Here is a 25,245-nt window from a genome sequence, read left to right on the forward strand (position 1 = left end):
CTTATGAACTTTTTAGAAGCCTTAAAAACTATTCGTGAATACGCTAAAAGTAGCAAATTTGATCAAACGGTTGAGCTTCATTTAAACCTGGGAATTGATCCTACCAAGCAAGAGCAAGCAGTTAAGGCTACTCTAACGCTACCAAACGGCACCGGCAAGGAAAAGAAAGTCCTCCTAATTACTGCTGACAGCGCTAAAACCATTGCTGATCTAACCGGCGGCGAAGAAATAGTTGAAAAGATTATAAAAGGCACCCTTAAGCCCAAAGTTGATTTTGACGCCATTGTAACGACTCCGGAGATGATGCCCAAACTAGCTCGCGCGGCCAAGATCCTTGGTCCTCAAGGCTTAATGCCCTCTCCCAAGAACGGTTCGGTTACCGCCACCCCCGAAAAAGCCATTGCCGAAATAAAAAAAGGCCAAATTAATTTAAAAACTGAAAAGGACGCTCCGGTAATTCACACGTTAATCGGAAAATTAAGTTTTAGCGACGAAAAATTAGAGGCTAATTTTAAAGCCGTCATTGACGCTTTAACAGCCGCCAAGCCGGCTAAAGTTAAGGGCAAATTCATTAAAGAAATTTTTCTTAAAGCCACGCAGACCAAGGCCGCCATTGTCGAGATATAACAACACCATTCCGTGATTCCAGGAAAAGATTCAAAATACAGTACCCCAGTAAATTTTTAATGATTTAATTCATTAATAATTGTTTAAAAATTTTAAATTAAAAATTAAAAATTTATTCTGTTAAATCAGCTTTTACTAACGGCTACAAGTTTTTAACTAAGTTTATCCCTTTCTTCTCCCTCAAAAACAAGGCGTTACCCGCAAAAATTAGTGTAATAAGACCAAAGACTATTAAAACCCCTTGAATCGGCAGAAACTTAAGCAGTAAGAAGACTAACAAGGGAGCCAGAATGCGACCAATTGGTGATTCCATCAAAAAGATGCTGACTAGTCCGTTCTCTTCAGCAGACAGGTGTTTAAGGAAATATGGGTACCTAATTTGCTCAATTAGCGTGCTTCCGCAGGCGCACAGGAAATAAATTGCCGTGAACAAGACTATATTAGTAGTCAAACCCATAATGACCGTCGTAATAGCCATAATGACGTAGCCAATGATGAACATAATTGGAGCTTTGATGCGGCGGTCAGCCAGCCGCCCCACCGGAATCTCCAGGAGAACCCACGGTAAATAGACAATCATGGTGACGATTCCGATCTGAGTGGCCGAAGCTCCTAGCTTATTTAAGAATAAAGTGATTAAAAACCAACTGCCGTAAATAAAATCCAGTCCTAGGGCGTTAATAAAGGCATGCACCCGAAAGCGGTTGCTAAAGAATAATTTGACGGTCTTCAAAGGGTTTTGCAGTCCCGCACTCACCGGCGCTCGTGGCATCCCATGCCGCGGAAGAATTAAGTAAGCAATAGCCGCAAAGGCCGCCGCGACTACAAAAACCCAAGAATAATTAAAACGTTCCGAGATAAAACTACCAACGAACGGAAAAATTACCCAGGCACTGTTATAAATTGCCCCCATTTTGGAGTTGTTTTCAATGATGTTCTCTTCAGCATTTAGTCGCTTCATATATATTTCCACGTTAAAAGAGTAAATCACCGAAAATAGAACCCAAATAGTGTACAGAAAACACAATTCATAGATATTAGTCGCGAATCCCAGCAGAAAAATGACGAAGGGCATTAGGAGCAAAGCGATATCGAGGCTGCGGCGTTGGTGAAGATAGCGAACTAAAGGAACGGTAATGAAAAAGAAGAATAGTGCTGCGGCATTAAAGCCGGCAATCGCCAAACTGACTCCCTTATCGCTCCCTAAATATTTCCGGAGCATTAAAGTAAAAACCACCGAGACAATGGCTCCCGAGGCGGCCGTGAGGAACTGAATTGCCACCACTTTTCTAAAGAATTTTTTTGGTGTAATCGTGGGCATGTATTTGTTGGCCGTCCGTTGTATCCTTAACCTCAAATCCTAACTTTTTAATCTCATCTCGCAACTCGTCGGACCGCCTAAAATCCTTTTGTGACCGGGCCTGTTCTCGTTCCTTAAGTAACGACGCGACCTCAACCGGAATCTCGACCTTCACGTCATGCCTCTCATGAAGACCTAAACCCAAAACCCGATCAAAATCTAAAATTAATTTAATAGTCTCTGCCCCACTATGCTTACTCACCAATTCTTGGACAACAGCCAAAGCTTGCGGCATATTAAAGTCATCAGATATCGCCTCAACAAATCTGGCCTTATATGACGCCACTTCTGACGATGTTAAATCAACGTGCGCTGCAACTGGCGTTTGTAATCTGTTGATCAGATTATCAAGCGACTGTGCCGCTGACTGCAGCGCTTCCCAGGTAAAATTGAGCGGTTTTCGGTAATGCGCCGTTAAATAAAAATAACGAAGCGCTAACGGCGAAAATCCTTTGGCAACAATGTCAGCCAGAGTATAAGCGTTCCCCAGGCTCTTCCCCATCCGTCCGCCATCGACTTGCAGAAAAGCGGCGTGGAGCCAATATTTCGCAAACTGTTTGCCAGTCGCTCCTTCGCTCTGAGCAATCTCGTTGGCGTGGTGAATGGCGATGTGATCAATGCCACCGGTATGAATGTCAAAACTCTCGCCTAAATACTTCATACTCATTGCCGAGCACTCAATGTGCCAGCCCGGAAAGCCGCGACCCCACGGCGACTCCCACTCCATCTGGCGTTTGACGTCAGTTGGCGAAAATTTCCACAAAGCAAAGTCGTAAGGATGCCGCTTCTCTGGATCTTCGACTAACTCTTCCCGCGTCGCTACCCGCTTATCGACCAATTTTTGCCCGCCAAGCTTCCCATACTCTGGCCACTTAGCAACATCAAAATAGACGCCAGACTTGGTCGTATACGTCAAACCTTTGACCTCAAGACGTTTGATGAGATCTATCTGCTCAGGAATATAGTCGGTGGCCCGCATAAAATGGGTCGGCGCGATAATATTTAGCTTCTGACGGGAATCAATGAAGTCTTTAATGTAAAAATCGGCAATATCCCACGCCGTCTTATTTTCTGACTTGGCGGCCTTTTCCATTCTGTCCTCACCGAGATCGGCGTCGCCAATATTATCGCCGGTTAGGTGACCGACATCGGTCGCATTCATAACGTGATTAACCTCGTAGCCGTTGTATTCTAGCGTCCGCCGCAAGATATCTTCAAACACAAACGTCCGCCAATTGCCGATTTGAGGATAAAAGTAGACCGTGGGACCGCAGGTGTACAGACCAACATGAGGCGGATTTATAGGAATAAACTCGTCCTTTTGACGAGTGAGGGAGTTGTAGAGTTTCATGATTTATATAATAGCAAAAAACGGCCTGCCTTCAACAACAATTAAGTCGTGAAAACAGGCCATATCTTAATCCAACGGAACATACTTGTAATCAGCCGGAGCAACCTTGGCGTTGTTAAAGCCGTGCTCTCGAAGCCAAGTAGTTGCAATCACAGCATCATCTAAATTTTCAAAACTTAGAATACCTCTCTGAATACAGTCGATACAAGTTTGAAAGTTATACCTATACGTCAGTAAAATAGAAACGTATTCCCCAACCGGCGCTCCAGCCAAAACATAAGTAGATGAACTTGCCATTTATTTTCTCCTTGTCTTATCCGAAAATCTTACCGCTCCTGAACTAAATTTATCCTAGGCCAATATAGCGTAATTATTAGCTTTTAACAAGGCCAAAACCTCGGCCTGTTTCTCAACCGCACAAACGAGGCTGACATACCCGAAACCATCATCCCAAAATTATCCATGTATCTGTCCAGCCAACAAAATCAATGGTCGAGCATCAGCCGACGGCGGCAATGACACCTTAATAACTGATTTCATCTTTCTCTCCTTTTCGGTGACAAATTAGGTATATCGACAAAAATTGTCACAGAAAGTTATCCCATTTGTAAACGGCTCGTAGTATACGCCGGTTTAATTAAAATTCAAACGCTGACATTTTATGCCGATCGGCAAATTTTGTCCAGATTGACACTTTACTGCTCGAGCAACTTTTTGTCAGTGACATTTTTGCCCACGTGTGCAAATTTGTCCCAAGTCGTTAATTAAACATGCGGTTGACAGTAGCTCTATTTTATTGTTATATTGACGATTGCAACCAAAGACCGCGGGTGTTGGACAAAGTCTGACTTAATAACCTGCGCAGGAAGAAACTCGACTAATCCTCGTTTATTTTCCCTGGCTTTGGATTAATATTGATATATAAACAAGTCATTGCGGGCTTGACCCGCAATCCAGTAACTACGGTATAAAAATCGTATCTTTTACTGGATTCCGGCTCTGAGGCCGGAATGACATACATATTGAATATGGCTGTTTCTAAAAATATTAAAACTAAACAACTCGAGAATCTAAAGACGCAACTTAAAGGCGCCAAGTCTTTTGTTTTAATTGACTATACCGGCCTTAAGGTCAACCAAGTCAATGACCTGCGGGCCCGTCTTGACTCCGCCACCGCCATTATGACCGTGGCCAAAAACTCCCTGCTAGAAAAGGCCATGGAATTAAAAGAAGTTCTAAAGGGCCAAACCGCCGTCGTGTCAACCGAAACTGAAGATTTAACTATTTTTAAAGTCCTGGCCGCTTTTGCCAAGGAATTTGAGGCTTTAAAATTTAAATTGGGCCATTTTGACGGCAAGACTATTAATGAAACTGAAATTAAAGCTCTAGCCATGATCCCCTCTCGCCAAGGCTTACTAAGCCAATTCGTGTGGAGTTTAACCGGACTGGAAACGAAATTAGTTGTAGCACTTAGTGAGATTGCTAAAAAACGAAATTAAGCCCGTTGAGACCATTAAGACTATTACGACCATTGATCTGTCGATCGATAAATGGCCTCAATAGTCCCAATGGCCATAATGGTCATAATACCGATTGGAGGTGTAATTATGTCTGAATCTGTAACTAAAATAATCGAATCCGTAGAAAAGTTGACCGTGTTAGAACTTAACGAGTTAGTTAAGGCTTTAGAGGAGAAATTCGGCGTATCTGCCGCTCCTGTCATGGTTGCCGGGGCTGCAGCCGCTGCACCCACTGAAGAAAAAACGGAATTTAACGTGATTCTAAAAGAGGCTGGAGCCAGCAAAATCGCTGTAATTAAAGCGGTTCGGGAAATCAACCCCACTTTAGGGTTAGTTGAGGCCAAATCAGTGGTCGAAAGCGCCCCGAAGACGATTTTAGAAAACGCCAAAAAAGACGACGCCAACTCTGCCAAGGCTAAACTCGAAGCCGCCGGAGCGAAAGTAGAACTCGCGTAACCTGTCATCCGCCAACTGGCGGATCCAGTAAACGATTACAAAAGAAGATCCCGCAATCCGGGGTCTTTTTTTATTTTGGGGAGTTACAGGAAACAACAAAAAAGGCACGCTGAAATATTTTCTCAGCGTGCCTTGCAATAATCCTGTTTTTACTTTAAAGACGACTCCAGTGCGTTTATAACCGCTTCTAAACGGAGCTCAAAAGTCTCGCCGCTAAAGAATTGTTCGTCTACACTAAGAGGTTTTGATCGTAGTATCGGCCTTTTGATAATTTGACAAAAATCTCCACACTTTATAAAGAAATCTATGCCACGATGATAATTAGCGGTATCGTTAAAACCGTCAACAATAAGTTTAGCTACTTCCGCCAAGTCTAAAATCTTCTTGCCAGAGATTTGAGCCGTGAAGGCCGCCATGTGATAGTGCTTCCACTCCAGACCAACCCTCACCCCACCCAGTGAACTTTCTGCGATTATGATCTCTAAAAAATCAACTTTTGACCCACTCCTAACTGGTAACGACCAGATATAGTTACTATTGAGTCGTGTGCCCCTATCCCGATGACCAAAACTTCGCAAATAATTTACTTGCAGACTGTTAATACAGTTCTGAGTTGACATCTCTTCCTCCCTTTCTAATTTAGTTCTTAAAAGGCCCAAGGTGTTTAATTTAAAAAAAACACTTCGGGCCTTATTTACAACCTATTTCTATGCTTTAACTTCCAATTGCGCGGCTAGTAATGCGTTAACAATCAAAGTATCTGGCGAAACGTTGCTACTACCTGTAATTAACTGCCTGTTTCCATTGCAAAGAACTTCAAAAATTACCTCCTTATTTTCAAGGGCGCACTTCTGAACCCGTGCAATAACATTGTATAGCGCCTCGTGCAGCGGTGGTAGCGCTTCTGTGATACTGTAGGCCCAGCTAGTAATCTTGGAACGCTTATGCCAGGCAATTTCGGTCGTAATAATCTTGCTTACTACGTTATGCGAAAGTTTTAGCTGTAAAAACAAACTTTGCCTCTTACCACCAACTTCAACTGAAACCGGCAATAACCAAGCCGAGGTGGCTATGCCATTTACTGACATTTTCTTGTAAAAAAGGTCAAAAAGCGCCTTTAGTTGAAAGGTGCACAGTGTGGAATTCATTTGATACTCTCCTCTATCTTAATTTAGTGGCTATAGGGTAACACTTTTTGGAAAGGTTGTAAAATTAACTTGACGCTACGCTTAATTAGCTTGGAAAAGCGCCATAAATGTCGCCACTACAATCGGATCGCCACGAGACGATTGGTAGCGAACGGAGTGAGCGTTACAATTTTATCGCCTCGGTAAAATTGGTAGCGGGTAATGCGAGCGTCTCAATTTAGTGTCCTTCGTGATGGACTCCTTGAAGATGTAAAACGCCGTGGGCAATGAGTTCGGAGATCTCAACTTCCACACTGTGACCCTGTGACAAAGCTTGACGTTCGGCCGTTTCGCGGCTCACGATGATGTCACCTAGATAGTAACGCCCATCTGGCAAAGTCTCATCAATGTTAAATGACAAAACATCGGTCGGCCTGTCATGCTTTAGATGCTTCCTATTAAGCTTCTGAATTTCGGAGTCAGTGGTGATAGTTACATTAATGAAAGTATCCATAAAAAACATGTCATTCCGGCCCCAGAGCCGGAATCTAGTAAAAGATTGGATCTGATTGACTGGATTCCGGGTTAAGCCCGGAATGACAAAATGGGCTAAACTCCAAGTACCTCTTTAACCACTTGTTGTACTAAAGATCCATCCGCCCGACCTTTAAGTTCTGCCATGGCCGCTCGCATCACCAAGCCAAAATTCTTTTGATCCGGTTCCGGTAGAATTCCAACCAGTAAGCTGACCTCGGCCTTAATATCATCCCTGGCCATTTGAGGAGGAAGATAGGCTTCCAAAATAGACAGTTCTGTGGCCTCTTTGTTGGCTAAATCGGCCCGATTCCCAGACTCAAAAGCCGTTACCGACTCAATGTGCTGCTTAACTTGCTTTTGGATAATTGAGATGACCTCCTGATCAGAAATATTACCATCGGCCTGGAAGGTACCGACTGGTACCTTCCCGGTATTTTGCAGGTAGCGCAGCTCTATTTCGCGATTTTTAACATCGGCTAAAAGATACCGCAAAGCGGCGACTTTAGCGGTGTCGCCGGCTTTTTGGGCTGTTATTAAATCTTCGTGTAATTTTTCGGTTAGCATTGATTTTAATTGTTGTTACGCGTTTTATTGAATTAATCTTACGATCATGTATTCGTCACAATGGATCTTATTATTTAGAATTGTGACGATTATAAATACTTTGACGACGAAGCTCTTCCTTCTCTAATTTTCGCTTAAGGGAAGGCTTTTGATAAAACTCCCGTTTTTTAATCTCCAGAAGTATTCCATCCCGCAGCACCTCACGATTGAAACGCCGCAACGCGGCATCAATGCTTTCACCTGCGTTAACTTTAATTTTAGCCATAATTGTTTCTTAAACAAGAAAACACCTCCTATCGAATTGACGATTTACAATTTACGATTAACGATTAATAACTGCGATTAAATCGTCAATCATCAATCGTTAATAGTCAATTAAACTGAGTGTCTATTGTACTCAATCAAAGCGGTTTAGTCTACTCTAGTTGTGGGACGGCGCCCTCTGCCCAACCACCAAGCAAGTGCAGGTGCTCGTGCTCAAAATGAGCCAGTTTATTGCCATTGATTATAATTTTAAAGTTGCCATCATTCAACCCCATCTTTGCCGCGGCGGTAAAGGCTAATCGGACCATGTCGTCGTAGATGTTGACACCGGGCGACGTAAAAACGTCTTTTTTGGAAATGTGGCTTTTCGGCATCACTAAAAGATGAATGGGGGCGCTGGGAAATTTATTTTCGATGACAATATAGTTCTCGTCTTCGAGGACGATTTCGGACGCTTCCTCGTGTTTTCCAATTTTGCAGAAAAGGCAGTCAGACATAATTTGAAATTTACAATTTCAAATTTTCGATTGCAACGATTTCCCCAGGCTTCTTCGGGTCTTCCGCGCGACCGGCCCGCGCCCGAACCTCCACCCCACCCTTCTCAAGCGAACGGGAGGACACGATAATCTGGGTCGTTATTCCGATGAGATCGGCGTCAGCTAACTTTTCACCGGCAGAGGCATCTTGTCGATCATCCCAAAGAACTGTGCTACCCGCTGTGACGAGACTATTGTACACATTTTGTACTCTATCTATCTCTTTTGTTAGGCCCACTAGGTGAATATCGTATGGTGTCACCTCTTTTGGCCANNNCCAGTTTAGACCTAAGGCGTCACCAAAGACTTCGGCGAGAACTCCAACGACCCGACTTGTTCCCAGCCCGTAGCTCCCCATGATTGGGTATTGTAATGACCCGTCGCTAGCTGAATATTTAAGATCAAAGGCTTTAGGAAAGCGGGTTTCTAAGGGAAAGATGTTCCCCACCTCGCAGGCTTTTTCGACCCTAAAATCTGACTTGCCACAATGGAGACACTTAAACTCAGCGCTATTTGGAAGTACTACCTCTTTGTTGTAGGCGAGCCCCGCCCCGAAGTCCGACGAGCAATTCTGGCAGATGTAAATAGTGTCTTCCCCTCCATTCATTACCGTTTGGAATTCGTGCGAATATTTTTCGGTAAAATCGCCGCCGCTAGCGTAAGTGTAGTAAGTTTTATCGCTAAGACCAAGCCTGGTAAAGATCTTCTTATAAGACAAAGCGATGACGCGATAAAAATCCTGAAACGCAACGTCGTCAGTGTGAAACGAGTACAAATCCTTCATTCGGAATTCCCGACCACGTAGCAGGCCACCACGAGACCGCGGTTCATTGCGGTATTTAGTCTGTAGTTGATAAGGCAGCAACGGCAAATCTTTGTAGGAAAAGATGATGTTTTTGGCGACCGGGGTGACTACTTCCTCGTGCGTGGGGTTAAGAACGTACTCTTTGTCATTTTGAAACTGTGACTTCTTGTTGGCACCTACGGCCTTAAATAGTACGTCAACCGCTTCGATCCGGCCGGTCGCTTCCCAATATTCCTTCGGTGACAACCCAGGCATTAAAATTTCAGCCCCACCGATAGCGTCCATTTCTTCACGAACAATGTTTTCGATTTTCGTTAAAACTTTTAGGCCTAAAGGAAGAAAGGTGTAAACTCCTGCCACTTCTTGATGAATGTAGCCGGCCCGAGTGAGAAGACGATCATTGAGTGAATCACAATCGGCTGGTACATTCTTTAGAGTTTTTGAAAATAATTGGGAAAATCGCATATGAACAGAATAGCGGAGAGAATTAAGACTGTAAAGAGATCGGCGTGCGGGTTCAGACTGCTTCACCCCTACTGTTTAAGGAGCCGCCAAATATCCTTCGCCGCAATCAATATAGAAAGCGCGATGAGGGCGTAGAAGCCGTACTGAGTCACTTTTTCGTGAATAACGCGACTGGGCTTGCGCTTGGTGATCAGTTCAAAAAGCACGAAGGCAATGTGGCCGCCGTCCATGGCCGGAATCGGCAGAATATTGGTGATTCCTAAGGCTAAACTAAGTAGTGCTCCAATTTCGAGGAGATTCCATATTAATTGCGGACCGGAGGTTTGAACGACAATGCCGACAATCTGGGCAATCCCAATCGGGCCGGTGAGATTCTCTGATACTGGCGCAAAGCTTTTGGTCTTCACAGAGACGCTAACGAGGTCCACTAAAGTTTTAACGGTGTACGCCCCAATGTTGGCTGTCTGTAAAAAGCCGGAAGCAGCCTTTTCCAGTGGTGTGTTGTAACTAGCGTAAGCCACTTCTCCCAGTTCCAGCCCGAAACGAGTTTTCTGGTACTGACTGTCATAATATGGCGTGGCGTTGACCGTTCGGGTCGTGCCTAAAGAAATGTTTTTAACGGTAAGGACTTGGCTTTTACCCTGCTTTCCTGCCACGGCGTTGTTTAATTCGACGCTGGTAGTAACTGCGTGGCTATTAACAGCGGTGACGAGGTCTCCAGGCAGCAGACCGGCGTTAGCGGCAGGTGACGAGACCGCGACATTCGTGATTAAAGTACTGTAGACCTGCGTTTGACCGAAAGGAAATTTGTACTCGTTAAATAGGAAAATCGGCTGTGAAACAAAGTTATGAGTGACTAAAATAAAATAGTAAAAGATGGCGGCTAATAAGATATTAAAAACGACGCCGGCCGAAAGGACCAGTAAACGTTTGGCAATTGATTGGTTCCAAAAGGCTTTAGGGTCGTTCGGTTTCTCAAACTCACTGCCATAGAGCCGCACGAAGCCGCCGATCGGCAAAGCGTTAATCGTGTAAGTGGTCTTCCCTATTTTTTTACCCCAGATTTTAGGGGGAAAGCCCCAGCCAAACTCTTCAACAAGGACACCGGAAGCTCGAGCGGCCAAGAAATGACCCAGTTCGTGGAACATGATGATGATTGAAAACAGGATTAGAAAAACTAGAATTGTAATGAGTATTTGCATGCTTGTTAATTTACAATTTCAAATTAAATCCGAAGTAGCTCCTGCTCCTTCTTACTCGCCGCATCCTCTAAATGTGAATTGAACTTCTTGACTTCGATTTCCACCGTTTCGCGTGTTTTAAAGCGCTCGTCTTTACTGATCGCACCATTTTCCTCTTCTTCATCGAGCGTCTTCATTTCGTCTTGACGAATATTTCGGATAGCGACACGAGCATCCTCAAGCTTCATCCGCACAACTTTAACCATCTCCCGCCGACGCTCTTCGGAAAGAGGCGGGATAGGAAGACGCAGTTGCGACTTATCAGCAACCGGGTTAAAACTGGCGCCATTAATCGTCCGTAGAGCTTTCTCGATTGCCGGAATGGTGGAAGTGTCCCAAGGAGTAATAATTATGACGGTGGGATCAGGCACCGTAATTGAGGCTAACTCCCGTAGCGACATTAAACTACCGGCGTAGGCTTCCACTTTGACGTCTTCAACCAAGGCTGACGTCGCCCGCCCGCTACGAATGACAGCCAGCTCTTCCTTAAAATGATCAACGACTTTTTGGAGGTGTGATGTAAATTCTGAAGCTTTCATAAAGTATTATTATAACTTTCAATAATTGCCTTCAACTTAGGAAAATCAGTGATGGCGGTTTCCCAAAATGACCAGCCGCTTCTCCAACTACTTGAATAAAATGGACAATCATATATCTCACGGGTTCATCTTCGTAAAATTCCTCAAAGCTCTTACCTAAGATATACTGCTCGCTTTTATAAATAACTTTCAGTATATCGTCCAAATATACTCGGCTATCTTTCTTCATATATAGGTTTCAAATCTCTATCAACGTAAGGGTGAACTAGCTCCTTTAAATAATCCTTCTGCACCAAATCAACTTTCTTTCCCAATAAATTCTCAAAGCCCTTCTCGATATCAAATAAACCAAAGTACGACGGTACTGATTCCTGCTTAAAACGGATTAACAGATCAACGTCGCTTTCCGGCGTGGCCTCACCACGGGCATAAGACCCGAATAGCGCTAAATATTTAATGCCGTATTGACGACAAAGATCGGCCAAAGCATCTTTTTTAGACAGAGGATCAGCAAGCATGCCTTAATAATAACACGAAAAAAGTTAGACTTGAAATCTGGAAAATTCGACGATTTTGATATTCTCACGGGTCTTGGCGACGACGGCAATGATGAGGTCTTTGATGGTTTTACTGGAATCGCGAATGAACGGTTGTTCTAAAAGCTCTTCAACAGAAGCGGGATTCATAGCGGCGACTTGCATGGCAATTTCGTGAGCGAGTTCTTTAAACTCGTCAATTCTGGCCACGAAATCAGTTTCGCAAGCGACAGCAACTAATGATCCAATTCTGTCCCCGGAATGAATGTACGAAGCCACTACTCCGGCTTTAACCTCACGACTTTCTTTGGAAGCTGCCTTAAGAACGCCTTTTTGACGGAGCGATTCCAAGGCTTTGGCGTAGTCGTCACCGGATTCATCAAGAGCCTGACGGCAGTCCATTACCCCAGCGGCGGTTTCTTCTCGTAGTTTTTTGAGTAGTTCTAGGTTCATATTACGGCCTTAATCTCGGTCAAACTCTTTTCCCCAAGACCAAACACTTCATCAAGATTGGCTTTCTTCAACTCAGCCAAAGTCTTGATCCCAGCCTTAGTTAAAGCATTAACAGACCGGTTCGATAGACCTAACTCATCAATCTTTTTGGCAACAACAAATTTCTCTACAACTTTCATCGGCTCAACCACTTCTTTACCCTGATCTCGTCGAAGGGCTGTCTTCTTTGTCATTACAGGCTCCAAAGTTTCTTTGGTGACTGCGTTCGTCTTAATAGACAAACAGAGCGCGCTAACGATTATATTAATCGACCGCAAAGCGTCGTCGTTAGCCGGAATCAAGTAATCAATACCGGTCGGATCGCAGTTAGTATCGGCTATAGCCACAATTGGAATATGCATTCGCAGACATTCCCGGACTGCTAAATGCTCGCGATGCGGGTCAATAATAATGACCGCTCCAGGCATGCCGCTTAAATCCAAAATTCCTTCGAGAACCTTCTTCATCTTGTCGGCCTCGCGGGACATAAGAAGCCGCTCTCGCTTGGTAAAGCGGTCAAGCTCGGTAGTTTTAAGTTTACGATAATATTCTTTTAAATAGTGTAAACGCTTTTTGATTTCGTTAAAGTTAGTTAACGTGCCGCCCAGCCAACGCTCAGAGACATAGAGAATTTCGGAAGCCGTAGCCTCGGATCTTACGATTTCCTTGGACTGGCCTTTAGTACCCACAATAATGATTTGGCGCCCGGAAGCGGATACCGAGGCCAAAAAGTCAGTCGCTTTCTGCAAAGCACTGTGAGTTTGGTAAAGATCAATAATGTGAATCCCGGCCTGAATTTTGTAAATAAAAGGCGCCATCTTGGGATTCCAGCGGGAAACTTGGTGACCAAAATGCGCTCCGGATAATAAGAGTTCTTCAACAGATGGTATAGATTGTTTCGTCTTTGCTGTGTCTGACATGATAAGTTCCAATTTCTCCTTGTTCACCTACGGCGGCTTGAATGTTAGGAGAACCGCTGCCGTATGTAATGTCATTCGAGATCGAGGGCTTGCCATGAGCGAGCGAAGCGAGTCGAATGGCTGGTAGTGACTATATCAAATATTAACCAAATTGCAACAGTTATTTGTGTGACATGTGTTGGACACCGCACATTTTATTCTTGACGTACCTCTCAAAAAGACCTAAAATGAGGATCTTAAATCTCCTGCAACGCTGACGAGCCTTTGCAGGTTTTTTTGATTGGTTGCTTGATAAGCGCAGCGAATCTAGCAACCATCAATCCCACGAAGCTTTAGCGAAGTGGGATGTTGGTATTCGTGATATAATAATAAACGTTAATCCCCCCTGTGAGAGCTTCGGCTGTTTGCAGGGGTTATTTTTTCTGATATTTCGGCGTCTCTTCAAGAATTACTTTCGTGATCACTCTTGTTCTGGAACAACCTTTTGTCATTGCGCTACTAAGCGAATTCTCAAAACCAACATAAACCACTTCTTTTCCTATTGTACGGGCTTCTTCAACCGCCGGGAGTAAATCAGTGTCAGAAGATACTAAGAAACAAGAATCATAAGTGCTGGTAAGAGCCCCACGTTGAATCTCTAATGCCATTCTTACGTCAACTCCCTTCTCGTGATAAATGCTACCTGTTTTCAATAAATATCCCCTCTTGATTATAATCTTTTGTTGTTCCAATAAGTAAAACAGGGCCTGCTGATTAGCGAAAAGTAGTTTGGATTTTGCGTCTCCGCGAATATTGATTACTTCACCGACACAATAAAGAATGTCCATTTTGTGAATACCAATATCTAAAACTTTTGATAAGAGTTGACGGTAATCTACATGAGATAAATGAACAGTTGGGGCTAATTTCTTGGCTTTGTGATAAAAATTACTGCCATCAATTATTACCAGATTTCTAGATGCTGATTTAGACACACAAAAATAATATCACAAATGAACGATCGACTTCGCCTCACTAATGAATTAAAAACTCCCAGGTCCTGTTACAGAGCTGGGAGGGGTTAGCAATATCAAGACTTAATAGCATTTTAGCAACATTTTGTCTTCTGTCAACAACTTGTGAAACCCCTAGAGTTTAGTCATAATCGCCTAATGACATCATCGGAAATGATTCAAAAAGCGATGCACTATGCCTATCAACCGGAAGCCTGCAACGAGGGCGACGTGGCCTGTTTACAAGAGTCGACCTCGCAAAACTGCTTGATTAACTCTAAAAGAGCCTTGCGGTTTTTAGCTAATAACTACGGTGATAATTTTAACCAGCTGATGATTTTGCAAACCAGCATTGACAGCCCTGCGCACCGTTTTAAAAGTAGTGTTTGGCAGTATCACGCTTATTTTCTGGCCTGTGACAATATGGGACAGTGGTTTGCCGGCTCCCCCGCTAATTACGACCCGGGAGAAGACATTAATAGACTAACTAATTTCTTTACCGCCGACAATTTAACGGAAATTATTAAGCAGATTCAGGATTTAGACGGCGGCGAGTGGCCCGAAGCCGGTACTCCGCCGCTACCTGCGTTACTAAATCAAACCGATCGGCTTGCGAGTATAAATTTAAAATGAGTGACAAGTCGGCTTTACCGGTACAAGCAATTTCCTTAGCTAGCGGCAAGGCCGCCTCTTCATCATACGAACTACGCAGCAACGAAGTAAACAACGGTTTTAGTAAATCGCGCACTACTGAATCTTTGGAACTGTTAATGCGTTCGCCAAGGACTAACAATTCCGGTATCGTCAGTCCCACAAATACCTTGGTGCGATCTTCGGAGGCCACGCTAACTAAAATCTCCACTTGTTCGTTAGGATCCTCAATTTGTGAAAACCCACCTCTAGCTTCTTGGATTTGCGCCCCGTCTAAAAAGGCCGCCATCCGTGCCCGCAAATCAGCTTCAATAGTTAAATCCTCATTAGAACCAAGAATAACCGGGGGCTTTACCTGAGTTTTGTAATAGTCAACTATCTGCCGGGCCGCCCGGTAATGACCTTTACTAATATAAAAATCTTGAATATCTGACAAGGCGTAATATTGAACCGCATACTCGGCTGCAACCGGATATAATAGAGTCGCCGCCTCCTCGCTAGCTATAGCGGCTTCCAGCATTGGCTTTGGGTCCAAAGCCACTTCCGCCAAAAGTAGCAGGTCATTAAAAGATTTCGATTCTACTAAATATTGAGATAACTCGCTTCGTCGCTCATCAGAAAGCCCAGCGGCCACCTGAAGTCCGTAGTAACTAATTTCCCGCTCGCCGGTGATAGCGTTCTCTCTAAAAAGTTTCTGGTAGTGATCTTCGTTCTGTGTGACTTGCGTGTTACCGTTAATAAAGGAGCTCTCCGCCGCCGCTAAAGTCGTAATCATATTGACCGCATCGGCCGGTTGTTCAGCTAGTAGACGCTCAAGGCCATTCCAATAGGGAGTTCGCTTGTTTGCAACTAGGAATTGATGGACCCGTTCGGCTAAATTGGGGTCAAGATCGGGACCAAGGTCTCTAGCTAGTTTGTAAATTGCCAGAGGATCAGCTTTTCCAAATTTGAGTAAGTCATCCAGATCATTAATCGCTTCAGAAATATCGCCGTTGGCGACGGCCGACTCACCATCGAGAGTCAAGAAATGGGCCTTTTCGGCAGGACTACGCAATTCAATTTCGGTGTAAGCTCCAGCCTTTTGAAGAGCCTCGCGAATATTTGTAGCCGCCTCCGGATAATTAACTTCCATAAAACCGGCTATTTTTAAGGCCGCCGCCGGATTAACATTAAGCAACTCCTGAGCTTCAGCCAAAGCCACTTCTGGCTGACCGGCTGCCAGGGCCACCGCCCCCGCGAATTCTTTGTCTTGATAACGTTCCCGCAGCAAATCAATATAGCGCTCAGCCAATTCCGGATGATCCTTAGCAAGCATAGCAGACAAGGCGGCTGCCTCCTCACCATGGTCTTCCGAAAAAGTCCGGTTAATAACTTTAATGGCCATTTCCGGCGAACCAGTGGCTAGATCTTCAAAGGTTGACAAGACTGCCTGCAGATTTTCGGCCGACTCTTCGTCATTTTTACTGGTTAGATATTTTACTGCTGAAAGTTCAGATGAACTTAATTTGCTTTCATCAAAAGGACTAGAGGCACCTTTTGACCACTTTTCCTGTGACTCTGACGCTGCCCAGTCTGATAGCCCAGGTAAACTATTAGATTTTACGTCACTAGAACCCACGCTCATTAAATTAGCCGCGTGAGTATCATACTTAGATAGAGTTGACGAAGCCTCGTGAGTATCATGACGAGCTTTAGTAGCCTCCGCGGCTAAAGTGTCGTACCCAGCGGCATATAAAGTCTCGTTGACGGCCTTCGCCAGCGGCCGATTTCTCACATACAAGTCTTCCAGCTCTTCGCGAGCATGCTCTAAATAATCGCCATAAAAATTCTCAGGACGGGTGCCAAGAACATCCCACAAATATTGCCTTTTAGAAAAATCCTCAGGAGCGTCTACAAAAAGCTTAAACTCTGTTTCCGAGTTCACTTCACGAAGTTTGTCTTCAGGAACCATCTCACTAGCCACCCCTTAATAATGCCGCATAACGAAGAGCACGTCAACCGATATTCGGACGAATTCGGATACCATTTCGGATTAATGGACGTTCGCTTCGCTCGCTACCAATTTACGAGTCGTAAATTGTGGGATATCCCAGTTGACATCACTACAAGTTATGTGTATAATCACAAAATCTATGGCTAATACCACTACTTTACGCAACGCCCATATTAAATTCGTCGAAAATTTGCGCTCTCAAAAGCGGGCGTCAGCCACCGTTATCGCCTATCGCAAGGACATTGAGCAGGTGATTACCCATTTGGAAAAGTTAGCTAAACTAACCGCCAGCGACGTGGAAACAGTTGATTTAAAAGGCTTTTTAGATGATCTGGCTGCCAAAAACTACACCGCCAAAAGCATTTCCCGAAAAATAAATTCTACCCGCACCTTCTTTAAGTACTTAAAAGTTGAAGGAATTATTAAGGAAGACCCGGCGTCAACATTAACCCACCCGCAACTGTCTCCCAAAGCGCCCCGGATTTTGACTGTCTCCGAATACCGAGCCCTGCGTGATGCCGCTCGTAATGACGTCCGCACTCGAGCCGTCGTTGAAGTACTTCTGCAGACTGGCATTCGGATTGGCGAAGTGGCCGGCTTGCGGGTTCAGGATTTTAAAGCCGCGACTTCTAAAAAGAATGGTGAACTCACCATTGCCATCTTTGAGAATCGCCCCAGTCGCAACGTGCCTTTAAACTTAACGGCTTCGGAAGCGGTTGCCGAGTACATTAAGATTCGACCGACAAGTCACGATGAGCATTTATTTATTACTAAGACCGGACGGCCTTTGTTGATCCGTAATATTCGAGCGACGATTGATCGTTATTTTAAAGAAGCCGGTATTACTAACGCCAAAGTTAATGATCTTCGTCACACTTTTATTACTTTCCACTTAAGCCGCGGGGTTAGTTTAGATCTTTTAAGCAAGATTGCCGGTCACAAACGCATTTCGACGACCGAGAAGTACCTGGCCTATGTGACGAAGCCTGCGGAAGAGAAACAAGAGTTAGAGGCTTTGTAAAATCCCAATTTTAGGATCTTCAAAAATGATAGAATAAACAGACATGCCCCATCCCGAAAGTAAGTATATTTTTGTCATTACCACCGCTGTATTAGCCATTGTTGTGCTGCTGGTTACGACGCTAACCCCGCCAATGACAACCCTCCTCCCTAGTACTAACACACAGACGTCGACCCTGTCACCAAAGCCACAGAGCTCTCGGACCTCGTTACTGATGACCCCCAGAGAGGCGTCAGTGACGGCACAAGCGACGAAAGCGGTGACCCTGGCTAAAGTCCAGATTCTGACTTATCACTACGTAGAAGTGAACCCCAACCCTAAGGATAGGCTTAGGACGGGGTTGGCAGTGACTCCGAGTAACTTTGGTGATCAATTAGACTATTTAGACCAACAACAGATTACCCCAATTACCCTTAGCGACTACTATAATATACTCGACGGCAAGCTAAAGACACCAGTGCACCCTGTCATTTTGACCTTTGATGACGGCTACGCCGACTTTTTCGCCAATGCCTATCCCCTACTCCTAAAACATCACTTTAAGGCTGTCTCCTTTATAATCACCGGCTCTATAGGCAAGTCAAATTATATGACCTGGGACCAAATCAAAGAGATTCAGCAGTCCGGTCTAATAGAATTTGAGGATCATACTGTCACTCATCCTGATTTACGACGGCTAAGTTACAAAGCAATTTATGATGAATTTTATAACAGCAAAGTGGCTTTAGAGACGCAGACCGGCAGCAAAGTTGAGTACGTCGCATACCCATATGGATATTTTAACGATACTGCTCTTAAAGCCGCTCAAGCGGTGGGGTTTGTGGGCGGGGTGAGCACGCGGGGCGGCATCGCGGCCGGAAAAAGTCGGACACTACCGAGAGATAATGTTAACGGGTACACAACGATGCAGAGGTTTGAACAAATAGTTGGAAAGTAAATCTAATTTTCAATTAAGATTTTGCTTTCTTGCGCGGCTTTTTGGCTGCTTCTGTGACCGGTAATCGTGGATCAGTTCCCGACACAAAGTCACACGCAGGATAGCGGCTACAGCCAAAGAACGTCTGCTTGCGTTTGGATTGTTTAATTACGACCTCGCCAGTCTTGCATTTTGGACACGGTAGACCTAAATAGTGTGTGATTGGCTTTAAAAATTTGCACTTAGGGTATTTTTCGCAGGCGATAAATTCGCCAAAAGGACCGGATTTAAGGACCAACTTCCCGCCGCAGGTTGGACACGGTTCTTTTAATTGCTCGGTGAGGCGACCCGCTTGCTCTAAATTGACTAGGACATCGGCCGCCATCTTCTTTTCCGGTGTCTCCATAAACTCCGCGTACTTACAATCCGGCCAGCCGCTGCAACTGAGGAATTTTCCGTAACGCCCCAACTTATAAATTAGCGGCCTTCCACACTGCGGACATTTTTTGTCACTTTTCCCAACGTTTACAAAGTCGGACTTTTTAAGTTCCTTATCTTTGGCAAGAATTAACTGGTGAAAAGGTCCGTAGAAATCGCGAATGACAGGGACCCACTCTATCTTGCCGGCAGCGACTTCGTCTAATTCATCCTCCAGGTGCGCCGTAAAGGCGTAATCAACGACGTCCGGAAAATTGGCGGCCAGCAAGTCACTAACCACAAAGGCGACGTCCTTGGGAAACAAGGCCCGGCCATCTTTTCCTACGTAACCGCGAGTTTGAATGGTGTTAATGGTGGGCGCGTAAGTGGAGGGGCGCCCAATGCCGTATTCCTCCATAATTTTGATCAAGGAAGATTCGGTGTAACGCGCTGGTGGCTCCGTGAAATGCTGCCCGCTCTTTATCGGTGGCACTAAATGTAAAATCTGCCCCTCAGCTAAGTTAGCTAGTATTTTCGTAGTGTCACCACTCATGGCAGCATCGTCCGTAGCTTCAGCGAAGGAGGATGCTGATTTACCACTAACCGTCATCCATCCATCAAACTTCAAGACCGAACCGGAAGCACGCAGTAAATATTTATTATCCGCGGTGACCTCAACGCTTACGGTATCATAAACGGCCGGTGTCATTTGAGAAGCGAGTGATCGTTCCCAAATCAATCTATAGATCTTCCCCAAATCAGCCTTATCTCCCTTATCACCCATATCAGACAAATCAACATCCGTAACCCTTATAGCCTCGTGCGCCTCCTGGGCATTTTTGGATTTAGTGGCATAAACGGGCGCCACTTCGGGCAAATAATTATGACCGAACTGCTTCCCGATATATTCCCTGACAGAAGCTACGAATTGAGGTGAGAGGTTAGTGGAGTCAGTGCGGTGATAAGTGATGAGACCAGCCTCAAACAACTTTTGAGCGGCGTCCATGGTTCGTTTAGCCGCGAAACCGTAAGCATTGCCGGCCGCCTGCTGCAAGGATGAAGTAATGAAGGGCGCGTAAGGATTTCGCCGCTTCTCGCTTTTGGTGACAGCACTAATTTGGTATTTAGCCAACTCTAGTTCCGCAACAATGCTGGTAGCTTGCTTCCCCGATCCGATCTCAAATTTAACCCCCGTATCGCCTGTATCTCCCTGATTGCCCCGTATCTCTGCTACTAACTGAGCATCGAAGCCAGAAGTTTTTGCCGTTGCCTCACGTGCGAGGGGAACAAAAACCTCCCAGTATTCAACAGGCTTAAACGCTTGTCGCTCCCGCTCCCGCTCGACGACGAGGCGGACTGCCGCACTTTGGACCCGACCGGCCGAGAGGCCAAAAATGACCTTCTTCCAAAGTAACGGCGATAACTCATAGCCAACCAACCGATCTAGAATGCGCCGCGCCTGCTGGGCGTTAACTAGATCCATGTTGACGACACCCGGATGCGCAAACGCTTCTTCCACTGCGCTTTTAGTAATCTCATGAAACGCCACCCGCTTAAAAGAGCGACCTACTTGTCCTGAGCTTGTCGAAGGATCCGACTTATTCGACTTATTTAACAAATCCGCAATATGCCATGCAATCGCCTCACCCTCGCGATCAGGGTCAGTGGCCAGATAAATTTCGGAAGCGGTTTTGGCGGCCGCTCGCAACTCGGCCACGTGCTTTTCGGCTTTTTCGGGAATTATATATGTCGCCTTAAAGTCATGCTCTGTGTCAACGGCTATTTTGGACTTGGGTAGATCGGCCACATGACCGTAAGAGGCCAGGACGGTATAATCCTCCCCTAAAAACTTGCCTAAAGTTTTGGCTTTGGTGGGAGACTCAACGATGACAAGCTTTTTTGGCATATTCTAAAAGAGTAACATAACTGTCAAGAGGTGACCACTAACAAAAATGTAAATCCAATTTTCAATTTGAAATTTACAATTTGAAGTCAATTTGAAATGTTAGAATTTTTAATTTGAAAGAATCGTTTATAAAGTAGTAACAACCGATGTTTGAAACATTTCAAATTTAATATTGAATTCAAATTTCGAATTTTAAATTTCAAATTACGATTCAACGTCCCCATTTACCAGATTTACTCTTGGCCAATCCTTTTAATTCCAACATTGTGAGCGCCACGGCGACTTGTGACGAAGGCAACCCCAAGCGACGGCTCAAATCGTCAACGTATAACTCTTCTCGAGCGAGAAGATCGAAAACCAGCCGTTCGTCGGCCGATAAACCCATGTTCATATTGTCCCTATCACACTTATCAAACCTATCAGACTTATCGACCAACAAACCTAACGCTTGTAGAATATCGGCGGCACTACTCACAGGAGTGGCCCCATCCTTTATTAAACGGTTCGTTCCCGCGGATTCTTCGCTAAAAATAGACCCCGGCACGGCGAGCACTTCCCGCCCCTGCTCCGCGGCGTTACCGGCAGTGATCAGCGAACCGCTTTTTTCGGCCGCTTCAATGACGACCGTTCCCAGTGACAGGCCCGAGATGATGCGGTTCCGAATTGGAAAATAATAATTCTGAGGGATTGTGCCGAGCGGAAATTCGGAGACGATGGCGCCGCCTTTCTCGATGATAGCGTGACCGAGTTGTTCGTTGGCGGCCGGAGTAATATTGTCGACCCCGGAAGCAAGGACCGCCACGGGCCTGCCCTGAGCTTGTCGAAGGGTCTCTTCAGCCACTTTAGCATCGACCCCAAAGGCCAGTCCGGAAACAATCGTCAGACCGGCCCGGACGAGTTCAGGGACGATAGTTTCGATGACCCGCTCGCCATAGGCCGTCATGCGGCGAGTACCAACGATAGCAACGGCCCTCGCGATCGTATCCGGCAGCTGACCGCGAACGTAAATTAAATAGGGATGATCGGGAATGGCCAACAAATTTGCGGGAAATAGAGCATCTTTTTCGGTTAGCACACTCACATCTTTACTATCAATAATCTTTTCTAGTCCTTTCATATCAGCTTTATCTCGTTGTTGTATAGTTCTAGCAGATACTTCAGTTGACATGCCAATTGAAGCTAAATCCCGCAGCTGGAAACTACGCCACGCTGTTTCCACGTCACCGTAAATATCAATTAATTTATGAAGACGTGACGGACCGATGACGTCGAAGAGTTGGGAGAAAGCGAGGTAATAAAGAGTATTCATAAAATAAACCTGTCATTCCGGGCTTGACCCGGAATCCAGTAACCCCGGCCGATTGTTTTTTGTTGTTTGTTATTTGTTTACTGGATTCCGGCTCCGGGGCCGGAATGACGAATCTTTTCTACAAATTCTCCCGATAAAATTTCGCCGCTTCTTCCGGACTGGCCTTATCATCAACCATAACGCCCGCCCCCAGCTCAATGCCAGCCAGGACCTTGAGGCGCGGCACCAGTTCCAAGTGCCAGTGATAGGACTTCTGATGACTGCTATAAAGACCGTATTTGGGAAGACTATGAATCCAGAAGTTATAAGCAGCATCACTAAAGCCTTTTTTAATGACCGCGGTGACTTTGATTAATGACGCCGCCAAAGCCGCCATTTCCTCTTTGCGAATTTCCGTAAAGTCACTTTGATGGCGCTTCGGCAAAATCATTAGCTCATAAGGCCAAGCCGAAGCGAAGGGCGTCACGACAATGATGTACTTATCCTCGTAGATAAGCCGCTCCGTGAAGACGTTGTCATTCTCTATAAGGCGACAATACACGCACTCGCCCCGCTCAGCGTAGTAAGAATCAGACTGAGTGACCTCTTCGGCAATCGTTTCCGGTAGACGATTGAAGATGACAAGTTGCGAATGAGGATGCGAGAGACTGGCCCCGGCCGCCGCCCCATGATTGCAGTATAAGTGGGGGTAAAAGTCTTCCCGCTCGGCTGCATAATATTCGAAGCGTTGCTTGTAGGCGGCTAGAACGTTTAAAGCTTCAGGAACAGTGTAATCTGCCCAGTCGCGAGTCCCATCAGGATTATGAATAATGACTTCGTGGTAGTCGGTAATCGGATATTTGTTGGGCGTGACCCGCACTTGCCAACCCTCTTTGTTGATCTCACCGCCACCAATTCTGAAAACCTCGGGAGGCGTTAAAGCCTCATTGCCATAAGCAAAAGGGTCAACTTTGACCGTTGAACCCACGGAAACCGGTCGAGACTTTCGACTAGGGGCAATAACAGTCCACAATTCTTTGGTTTTATCGAAACGAAAGAGACCCCCTGCCTTACTTGTCATTCCGGCCCCGGAGCCGGAATCCAGTAACCCGGCCCGATTGTTGTTTGTTGTTTGTTGTTTGTTATCGAAATCGGCTTTACTGGATTCCAGGTCTTGTCCCGAATGACGAATTTGGTTGTTGGTTTTCTCTAAAATCACTACCTTCTTGTACACTTCCACATACTTCTCCGCTGACCGGGCCCAGGACCAGTCATAAGCCATGGCATTACAAACCATCTTTTTCCACGAATAAGGGTTTCCAAACGTTTTAGCAGTGCGGTTTATCGCTTCCCCTAGTGATTTCGGGGAAAAGTCTTTAAATACAAAACCGTCGATCCCGTCTTTAACACTATCGTGAAGCCCACCGACGTCCCGAACGACAGGTAGTGAGCCGTAGCGCATGGCAATCATTTGAGTGAGACCACAGGGCTCAAAACGGCTGGGAACCAGGAACAAATCCGACCCCGCATAAATGCGCCGCGCCAGTCCTTCATCAAAACCAAGAACGGCCTTAAAGTCAGAATTTTGACCGAACCGATCGTTTTCCGACTTCAATTTTTCTTCCAGGGACTCTTCCCCACTGCCTAAAATGATAAGTTGTGCGTTATTTCTAAGTACCTCATTCAAACTACCGAGAACTAAGTCGATACCCTTTTGATGAGTCAAACGGCCAATTAAACCGATCACCAACTTCGTCGGATCCGGATTAAGTCCTAATTCTTTTTGAAGAGCTATTTTGTTAGCGAGTTTACCGCTAACGAAAAGCTCACTGTCATAGTGAGTTGAGATATTAGGATCGGTTTTAGGATCATAAGTGTCGGTATCGATGCCGTTAAGAATGCCAACCAGCCGACCGGCTCGGGCTCGCAGAACATCGTCTAACCCTTCCCCAAATTCCTGGGTCGTGATTTCACGAGCGTAATTCTCGGAAACTGTTGTCACTAAAGTACAACGAGTCACCCCTTGCAGAAGCAGGTCTAGATTGCTATCAGCTTCATCCCAATCAAGCAGTCTATCTCTGTTAGTGATAAGATCAAGACTTTTGTTTATATCTAAAGAGGAAAAGCCCTGGTTAGCCAAATTGTGAATCGTTAAAATCGTGGGCACGTGTTTATCTTTTAGAAAATATGGAATTAAAGCCGTGTGCCAGTCATTACAATGAACAAGATCTGGCTGAAGACTGTCGCAAAACTGAGCCACGGCTTTACTGAAGAAGGCGAAGCGAGAAATTTCTTCTTGGGAGGAGGCGAAGGCTGATTTGTCAAAATAAACGCCGCCGTTACTTAAATAAGTCTCGTTTTGCAGAAAGAAAATCGGAACTTGTGACTCAGGAATCTTGCTAACGTAAACTGTGACCGACTCTTCTTTGTTGTTAAACCTGACCGAAAACTCTTCGCGCTTTGTCGTTACAGTGTCAACGAGAGATTTATAAAGCGGAATTACCACCGCCACCTCTACCCCGAGTGACAAAAGAGCCTTGGGTAAAGCTCCAATGACATCGCCAAGACCACCGACTTTTATAAACGGGGCGCACTCTGAGGCCGCGAGCAGTACTTTCATCAACTAATAATTTAGCACATTCAACCCACTTCCGTCATTCCGGGCTTGACCCGGAATCCAGTGGTTGGATTGCGGGCGGGAAAACCCCGCCACTACATTTT

Annotated in this window: 27 protein-coding genes; 6 read left to right on the top strand and 21 right to left on the bottom strand. The window is 45.2% G+C overall.

Annotated features, from left to right (window positions below):
- The first annotated feature begins 3 nt into the window (after positions 1-3).
- Positions 4-627 carry a 50S ribosomal protein L1 gene (locus NT141_00945; GenBank protein ID MCX6783625.1) on the top strand — a complete coding sequence of 208 codons (624 nt, stop codon included), beginning with the start codon at positions 4-6 and terminating at the stop codon, positions 625-627.
- A 142-nt stretch (positions 628-769) separates the two neighbouring features.
- Here NT141_00945 and NT141_00950 read toward each other — a convergent pair whose 3' ends face one another.
- The 3 genes from NT141_00950 to NT141_00960 form a co-directional block, all read right to left on the bottom strand.
- Entirely contained in the window at positions 770-1,948 is a 1,179-nt protein-coding gene (locus NT141_00950; GenBank protein MCX6783626.1) for an MFS transporter, read from the bottom strand.
- A complete protein-coding gene (cysS, locus tag NT141_00955; protein ID MCX6783627.1) occupies positions 1,917-3,338 on the bottom strand; it encodes a cysteine--tRNA ligase in 1,422 nt (473 codons plus the stop codon). The genes NT141_00950 and cysS overlap by 32 nt, the downstream gene beginning before the upstream one ends.
- 66 nt (positions 3,339-3,404) lie before the next feature.
- Positions 3,405-3,635, bottom strand: a complete 231-nt coding sequence (locus tag NT141_00960) for a hypothetical protein (GenBank protein ID MCX6783628.1) — start codon at positions 3,633-3,635, stop codon at positions 3,405-3,407.
- Positions 3,636-4,366: 731 nt separating this feature from the next.
- Here NT141_00960 and rplJ point away from each other — a divergent pair.
- Both rplJ and rplL read left to right on the top strand, forming a co-directional pair.
- Positions 4,367-4,837: a 50S ribosomal protein L10 gene (rplJ, locus tag NT141_00965; GenBank protein MCX6783629.1), complete on the top strand. Its 471-nt coding sequence runs from the start codon at positions 4,367-4,369 to the stop codon at positions 4,835-4,837.
- Positions 4,838-4,945: 108 nt separating this feature from the next.
- The gene (gene rplL, locus NT141_00970; GenBank protein ID MCX6783630.1) at positions 4,946-5,314 is read left to right on the top strand and encodes a 50S ribosomal protein L7/L12; all 369 of its coding nucleotides are present in this window, start codon (positions 4,946-4,948) and stop codon (positions 5,312-5,314) included.
- A 149-nt stretch (positions 5,315-5,463) separates the two neighbouring features.
- Here rplL and NT141_00975 read toward each other — a convergent pair whose 3' ends face one another.
- From NT141_00975 to NT141_01040, 14 genes are all read right to left on the bottom strand, one after another.
- Positions 5,464-5,934 (bottom strand): hypothetical protein, encoded by a 471-nt coding sequence (locus tag NT141_00975; GenBank protein MCX6783631.1) that lies wholly within the window; start codon positions 5,932-5,934, stop codon positions 5,464-5,466.
- 87 nt (positions 5,935-6,021) lie between these two features.
- Positions 6,022-6,462, bottom strand: coding sequence for a hypothetical protein (locus NT141_00980; protein ID MCX6783632.1), 441 nt, complete (start codon positions 6,460-6,462; stop codon positions 6,022-6,024).
- Between the two features lie 217 nt (positions 6,463-6,679).
- Positions 6,680-6,955 carry an rRNA maturation RNase YbeY gene (ybeY, locus tag NT141_00985; GenBank protein ID MCX6783633.1) on the bottom strand — a complete coding sequence of 92 codons (276 nt, stop codon included), beginning with the start codon at positions 6,953-6,955 and terminating at the stop codon, positions 6,680-6,682.
- A gap of 95 nt (positions 6,956-7,050) precedes the next feature.
- Positions 7,051-7,542: a GatB/YqeY domain-containing protein gene (locus NT141_00990; protein ID MCX6783634.1), complete on the bottom strand. Its 492-nt coding sequence runs from the start codon at positions 7,540-7,542 to the stop codon at positions 7,051-7,053.
- Positions 7,543-7,612: 70 nt separating this feature from the next.
- Positions 7,613-7,807 (bottom strand): 30S ribosomal protein S21, encoded by a 195-nt coding sequence (gene rpsU, locus NT141_00995; GenBank protein MCX6783635.1) that lies wholly within the window; start codon positions 7,805-7,807, stop codon positions 7,613-7,615.
- A gap of 151 nt (positions 7,808-7,958) precedes the next feature.
- Entirely contained in the window at positions 7,959-8,303 is a 345-nt protein-coding gene (locus tag NT141_01000; GenBank protein ID MCX6783636.1) for an HIT domain-containing protein, read from the bottom strand.
- Between the two features lie 10 nt (positions 8,304-8,313).
- On the bottom strand, positions 8,314-9,612 hold the full coding sequence (locus tag NT141_01005; protein MCX6783637.1) for a His/Gly/Thr/Pro-type tRNA ligase C-terminal domain-containing protein: 1,299 nt from the start codon (positions 9,610-9,612) through the stop codon (positions 8,314-8,316).
- Positions 9,613-9,680: 68 nt separating this feature from the next.
- Positions 9,681-10,814, bottom strand: a complete 1,134-nt coding sequence (locus NT141_01010) for a M50 family metallopeptidase (protein MCX6783638.1) — start codon at positions 10,812-10,814, stop codon at positions 9,681-9,683.
- Positions 10,815-10,837: 23 nt separating this feature from the next.
- Positions 10,838-11,392 carry a ribosome-recycling factor gene (locus NT141_01015; protein MCX6783639.1) on the bottom strand — a complete coding sequence of 185 codons (555 nt, stop codon included), beginning with the start codon at positions 11,390-11,392 and terminating at the stop codon, positions 10,838-10,840.
- 31 nt (positions 11,393-11,423) lie between these two features.
- Positions 11,424-11,621, bottom strand: coding sequence for a hypothetical protein (locus tag NT141_01020; GenBank protein ID MCX6783640.1), 198 nt, complete (start codon positions 11,619-11,621; stop codon positions 11,424-11,426).
- Positions 11,608-11,910: a nucleotidyltransferase family protein gene (locus NT141_01025; GenBank protein ID MCX6783641.1), complete on the bottom strand. Its 303-nt coding sequence runs from the start codon at positions 11,908-11,910 to the stop codon at positions 11,608-11,610. Before NT141_01025 ends, NT141_01020 begins: the two co-directional genes overlap by 14 nt.
- A gap of 24 nt (positions 11,911-11,934) precedes the next feature.
- On the bottom strand, positions 11,935-12,381 hold the full coding sequence (gene tsf, locus NT141_01030) for a translation elongation factor Ts (GenBank protein MCX6783642.1): 447 nt from the start codon (positions 12,379-12,381) through the stop codon (positions 11,935-11,937).
- Positions 12,378-13,340 (bottom strand): 30S ribosomal protein S2, encoded by a 963-nt coding sequence (gene rpsB / locus NT141_01035; protein ID MCX6783643.1) that lies wholly within the window; start codon positions 13,338-13,340, stop codon positions 12,378-12,380. Before rpsB ends, tsf begins: the two co-directional genes overlap by 4 nt.
- A 413-nt stretch (positions 13,341-13,753) precedes the next feature.
- A complete protein-coding gene (locus tag NT141_01040; protein MCX6783644.1) occupies positions 13,754-14,314 on the bottom strand; it encodes an NYN domain-containing protein in 561 nt (186 codons plus the stop codon).
- Between the two features lie 177 nt (positions 14,315-14,491).
- Here NT141_01040 and NT141_01045 point away from each other — a divergent pair, with 177 nt between their 5' ends.
- A complete protein-coding gene (locus tag NT141_01045; GenBank protein ID MCX6783645.1) occupies positions 14,492-14,965 on the top strand; it encodes a hypothetical protein in 474 nt (157 codons plus the stop codon).
- Here the strand turns inward: NT141_01045 and NT141_01050 are convergent.
- On the bottom strand, positions 14,856-16,946 hold the full coding sequence (locus tag NT141_01050; protein ID MCX6783646.1) for a hypothetical protein: 2,091 nt from the start codon (positions 16,944-16,946) through the stop codon (positions 14,856-14,858). The genes NT141_01045 and NT141_01050 overlap by 110 nt on opposite strands.
- Positions 16,947-17,115: 169 nt before the next feature.
- On the opposite strand from NT141_01050, the gene NT141_01055 reads away from it, so the two are divergent.
- Both NT141_01055 and NT141_01060 read left to right on the top strand, forming a co-directional pair.
- A complete protein-coding gene (locus tag NT141_01055; GenBank protein ID MCX6783647.1) occupies positions 17,116-17,997 on the top strand; it encodes a tyrosine-type recombinase/integrase in 882 nt (293 codons plus the stop codon).
- Positions 17,998-18,040: 43 nt separating this feature from the next.
- Positions 18,041-18,934 (top strand): polysaccharide deacetylase family protein, encoded by an 894-nt coding sequence (locus tag NT141_01060; GenBank protein ID MCX6783648.1) that lies wholly within the window; start codon positions 18,041-18,043, stop codon positions 18,932-18,934.
- Between the two features lie 13 nt (positions 18,935-18,947).
- Here the strand turns inward: NT141_01060 and topA are convergent, their stop codons facing one another.
- The 3 genes from topA to NT141_01075 form a co-directional block, all read right to left on the bottom strand.
- Positions 18,948-21,236: a type I DNA topoisomerase gene (topA, locus tag NT141_01065; protein ID MCX6783649.1), complete on the bottom strand. Its 2,289-nt coding sequence runs from the start codon at positions 21,234-21,236 to the stop codon at positions 18,948-18,950.
- Positions 21,237-21,447: 211 nt separating this feature from the next.
- The gene (dprA, locus tag NT141_01070) at positions 21,448-22,545 is read right to left on the bottom strand and encodes a DNA-processing protein DprA (GenBank protein ID MCX6783650.1); all 1,098 of its coding nucleotides are present in this window, start codon (positions 22,543-22,545) and stop codon (positions 21,448-21,450) included.
- A gap of 118 nt (positions 22,546-22,663) precedes the next feature.
- Positions 22,664-25,144: a glycogen/starch synthase gene (locus NT141_01075; GenBank protein ID MCX6783651.1), complete on the bottom strand. Its 2,481-nt coding sequence runs from the start codon at positions 25,142-25,144 to the stop codon at positions 22,664-22,666.
- Positions 25,145-25,245 lie beyond the last annotated feature (101 nt).

This window comes from candidate division WWE3 bacterium, from assembly GCA_026396615.1.
In the GTDB taxonomy this organism is placed as follows: Bacteria; Patescibacteriota; WWE3; order JAPLWK01; family JAPLWK01; genus JAPLWK01.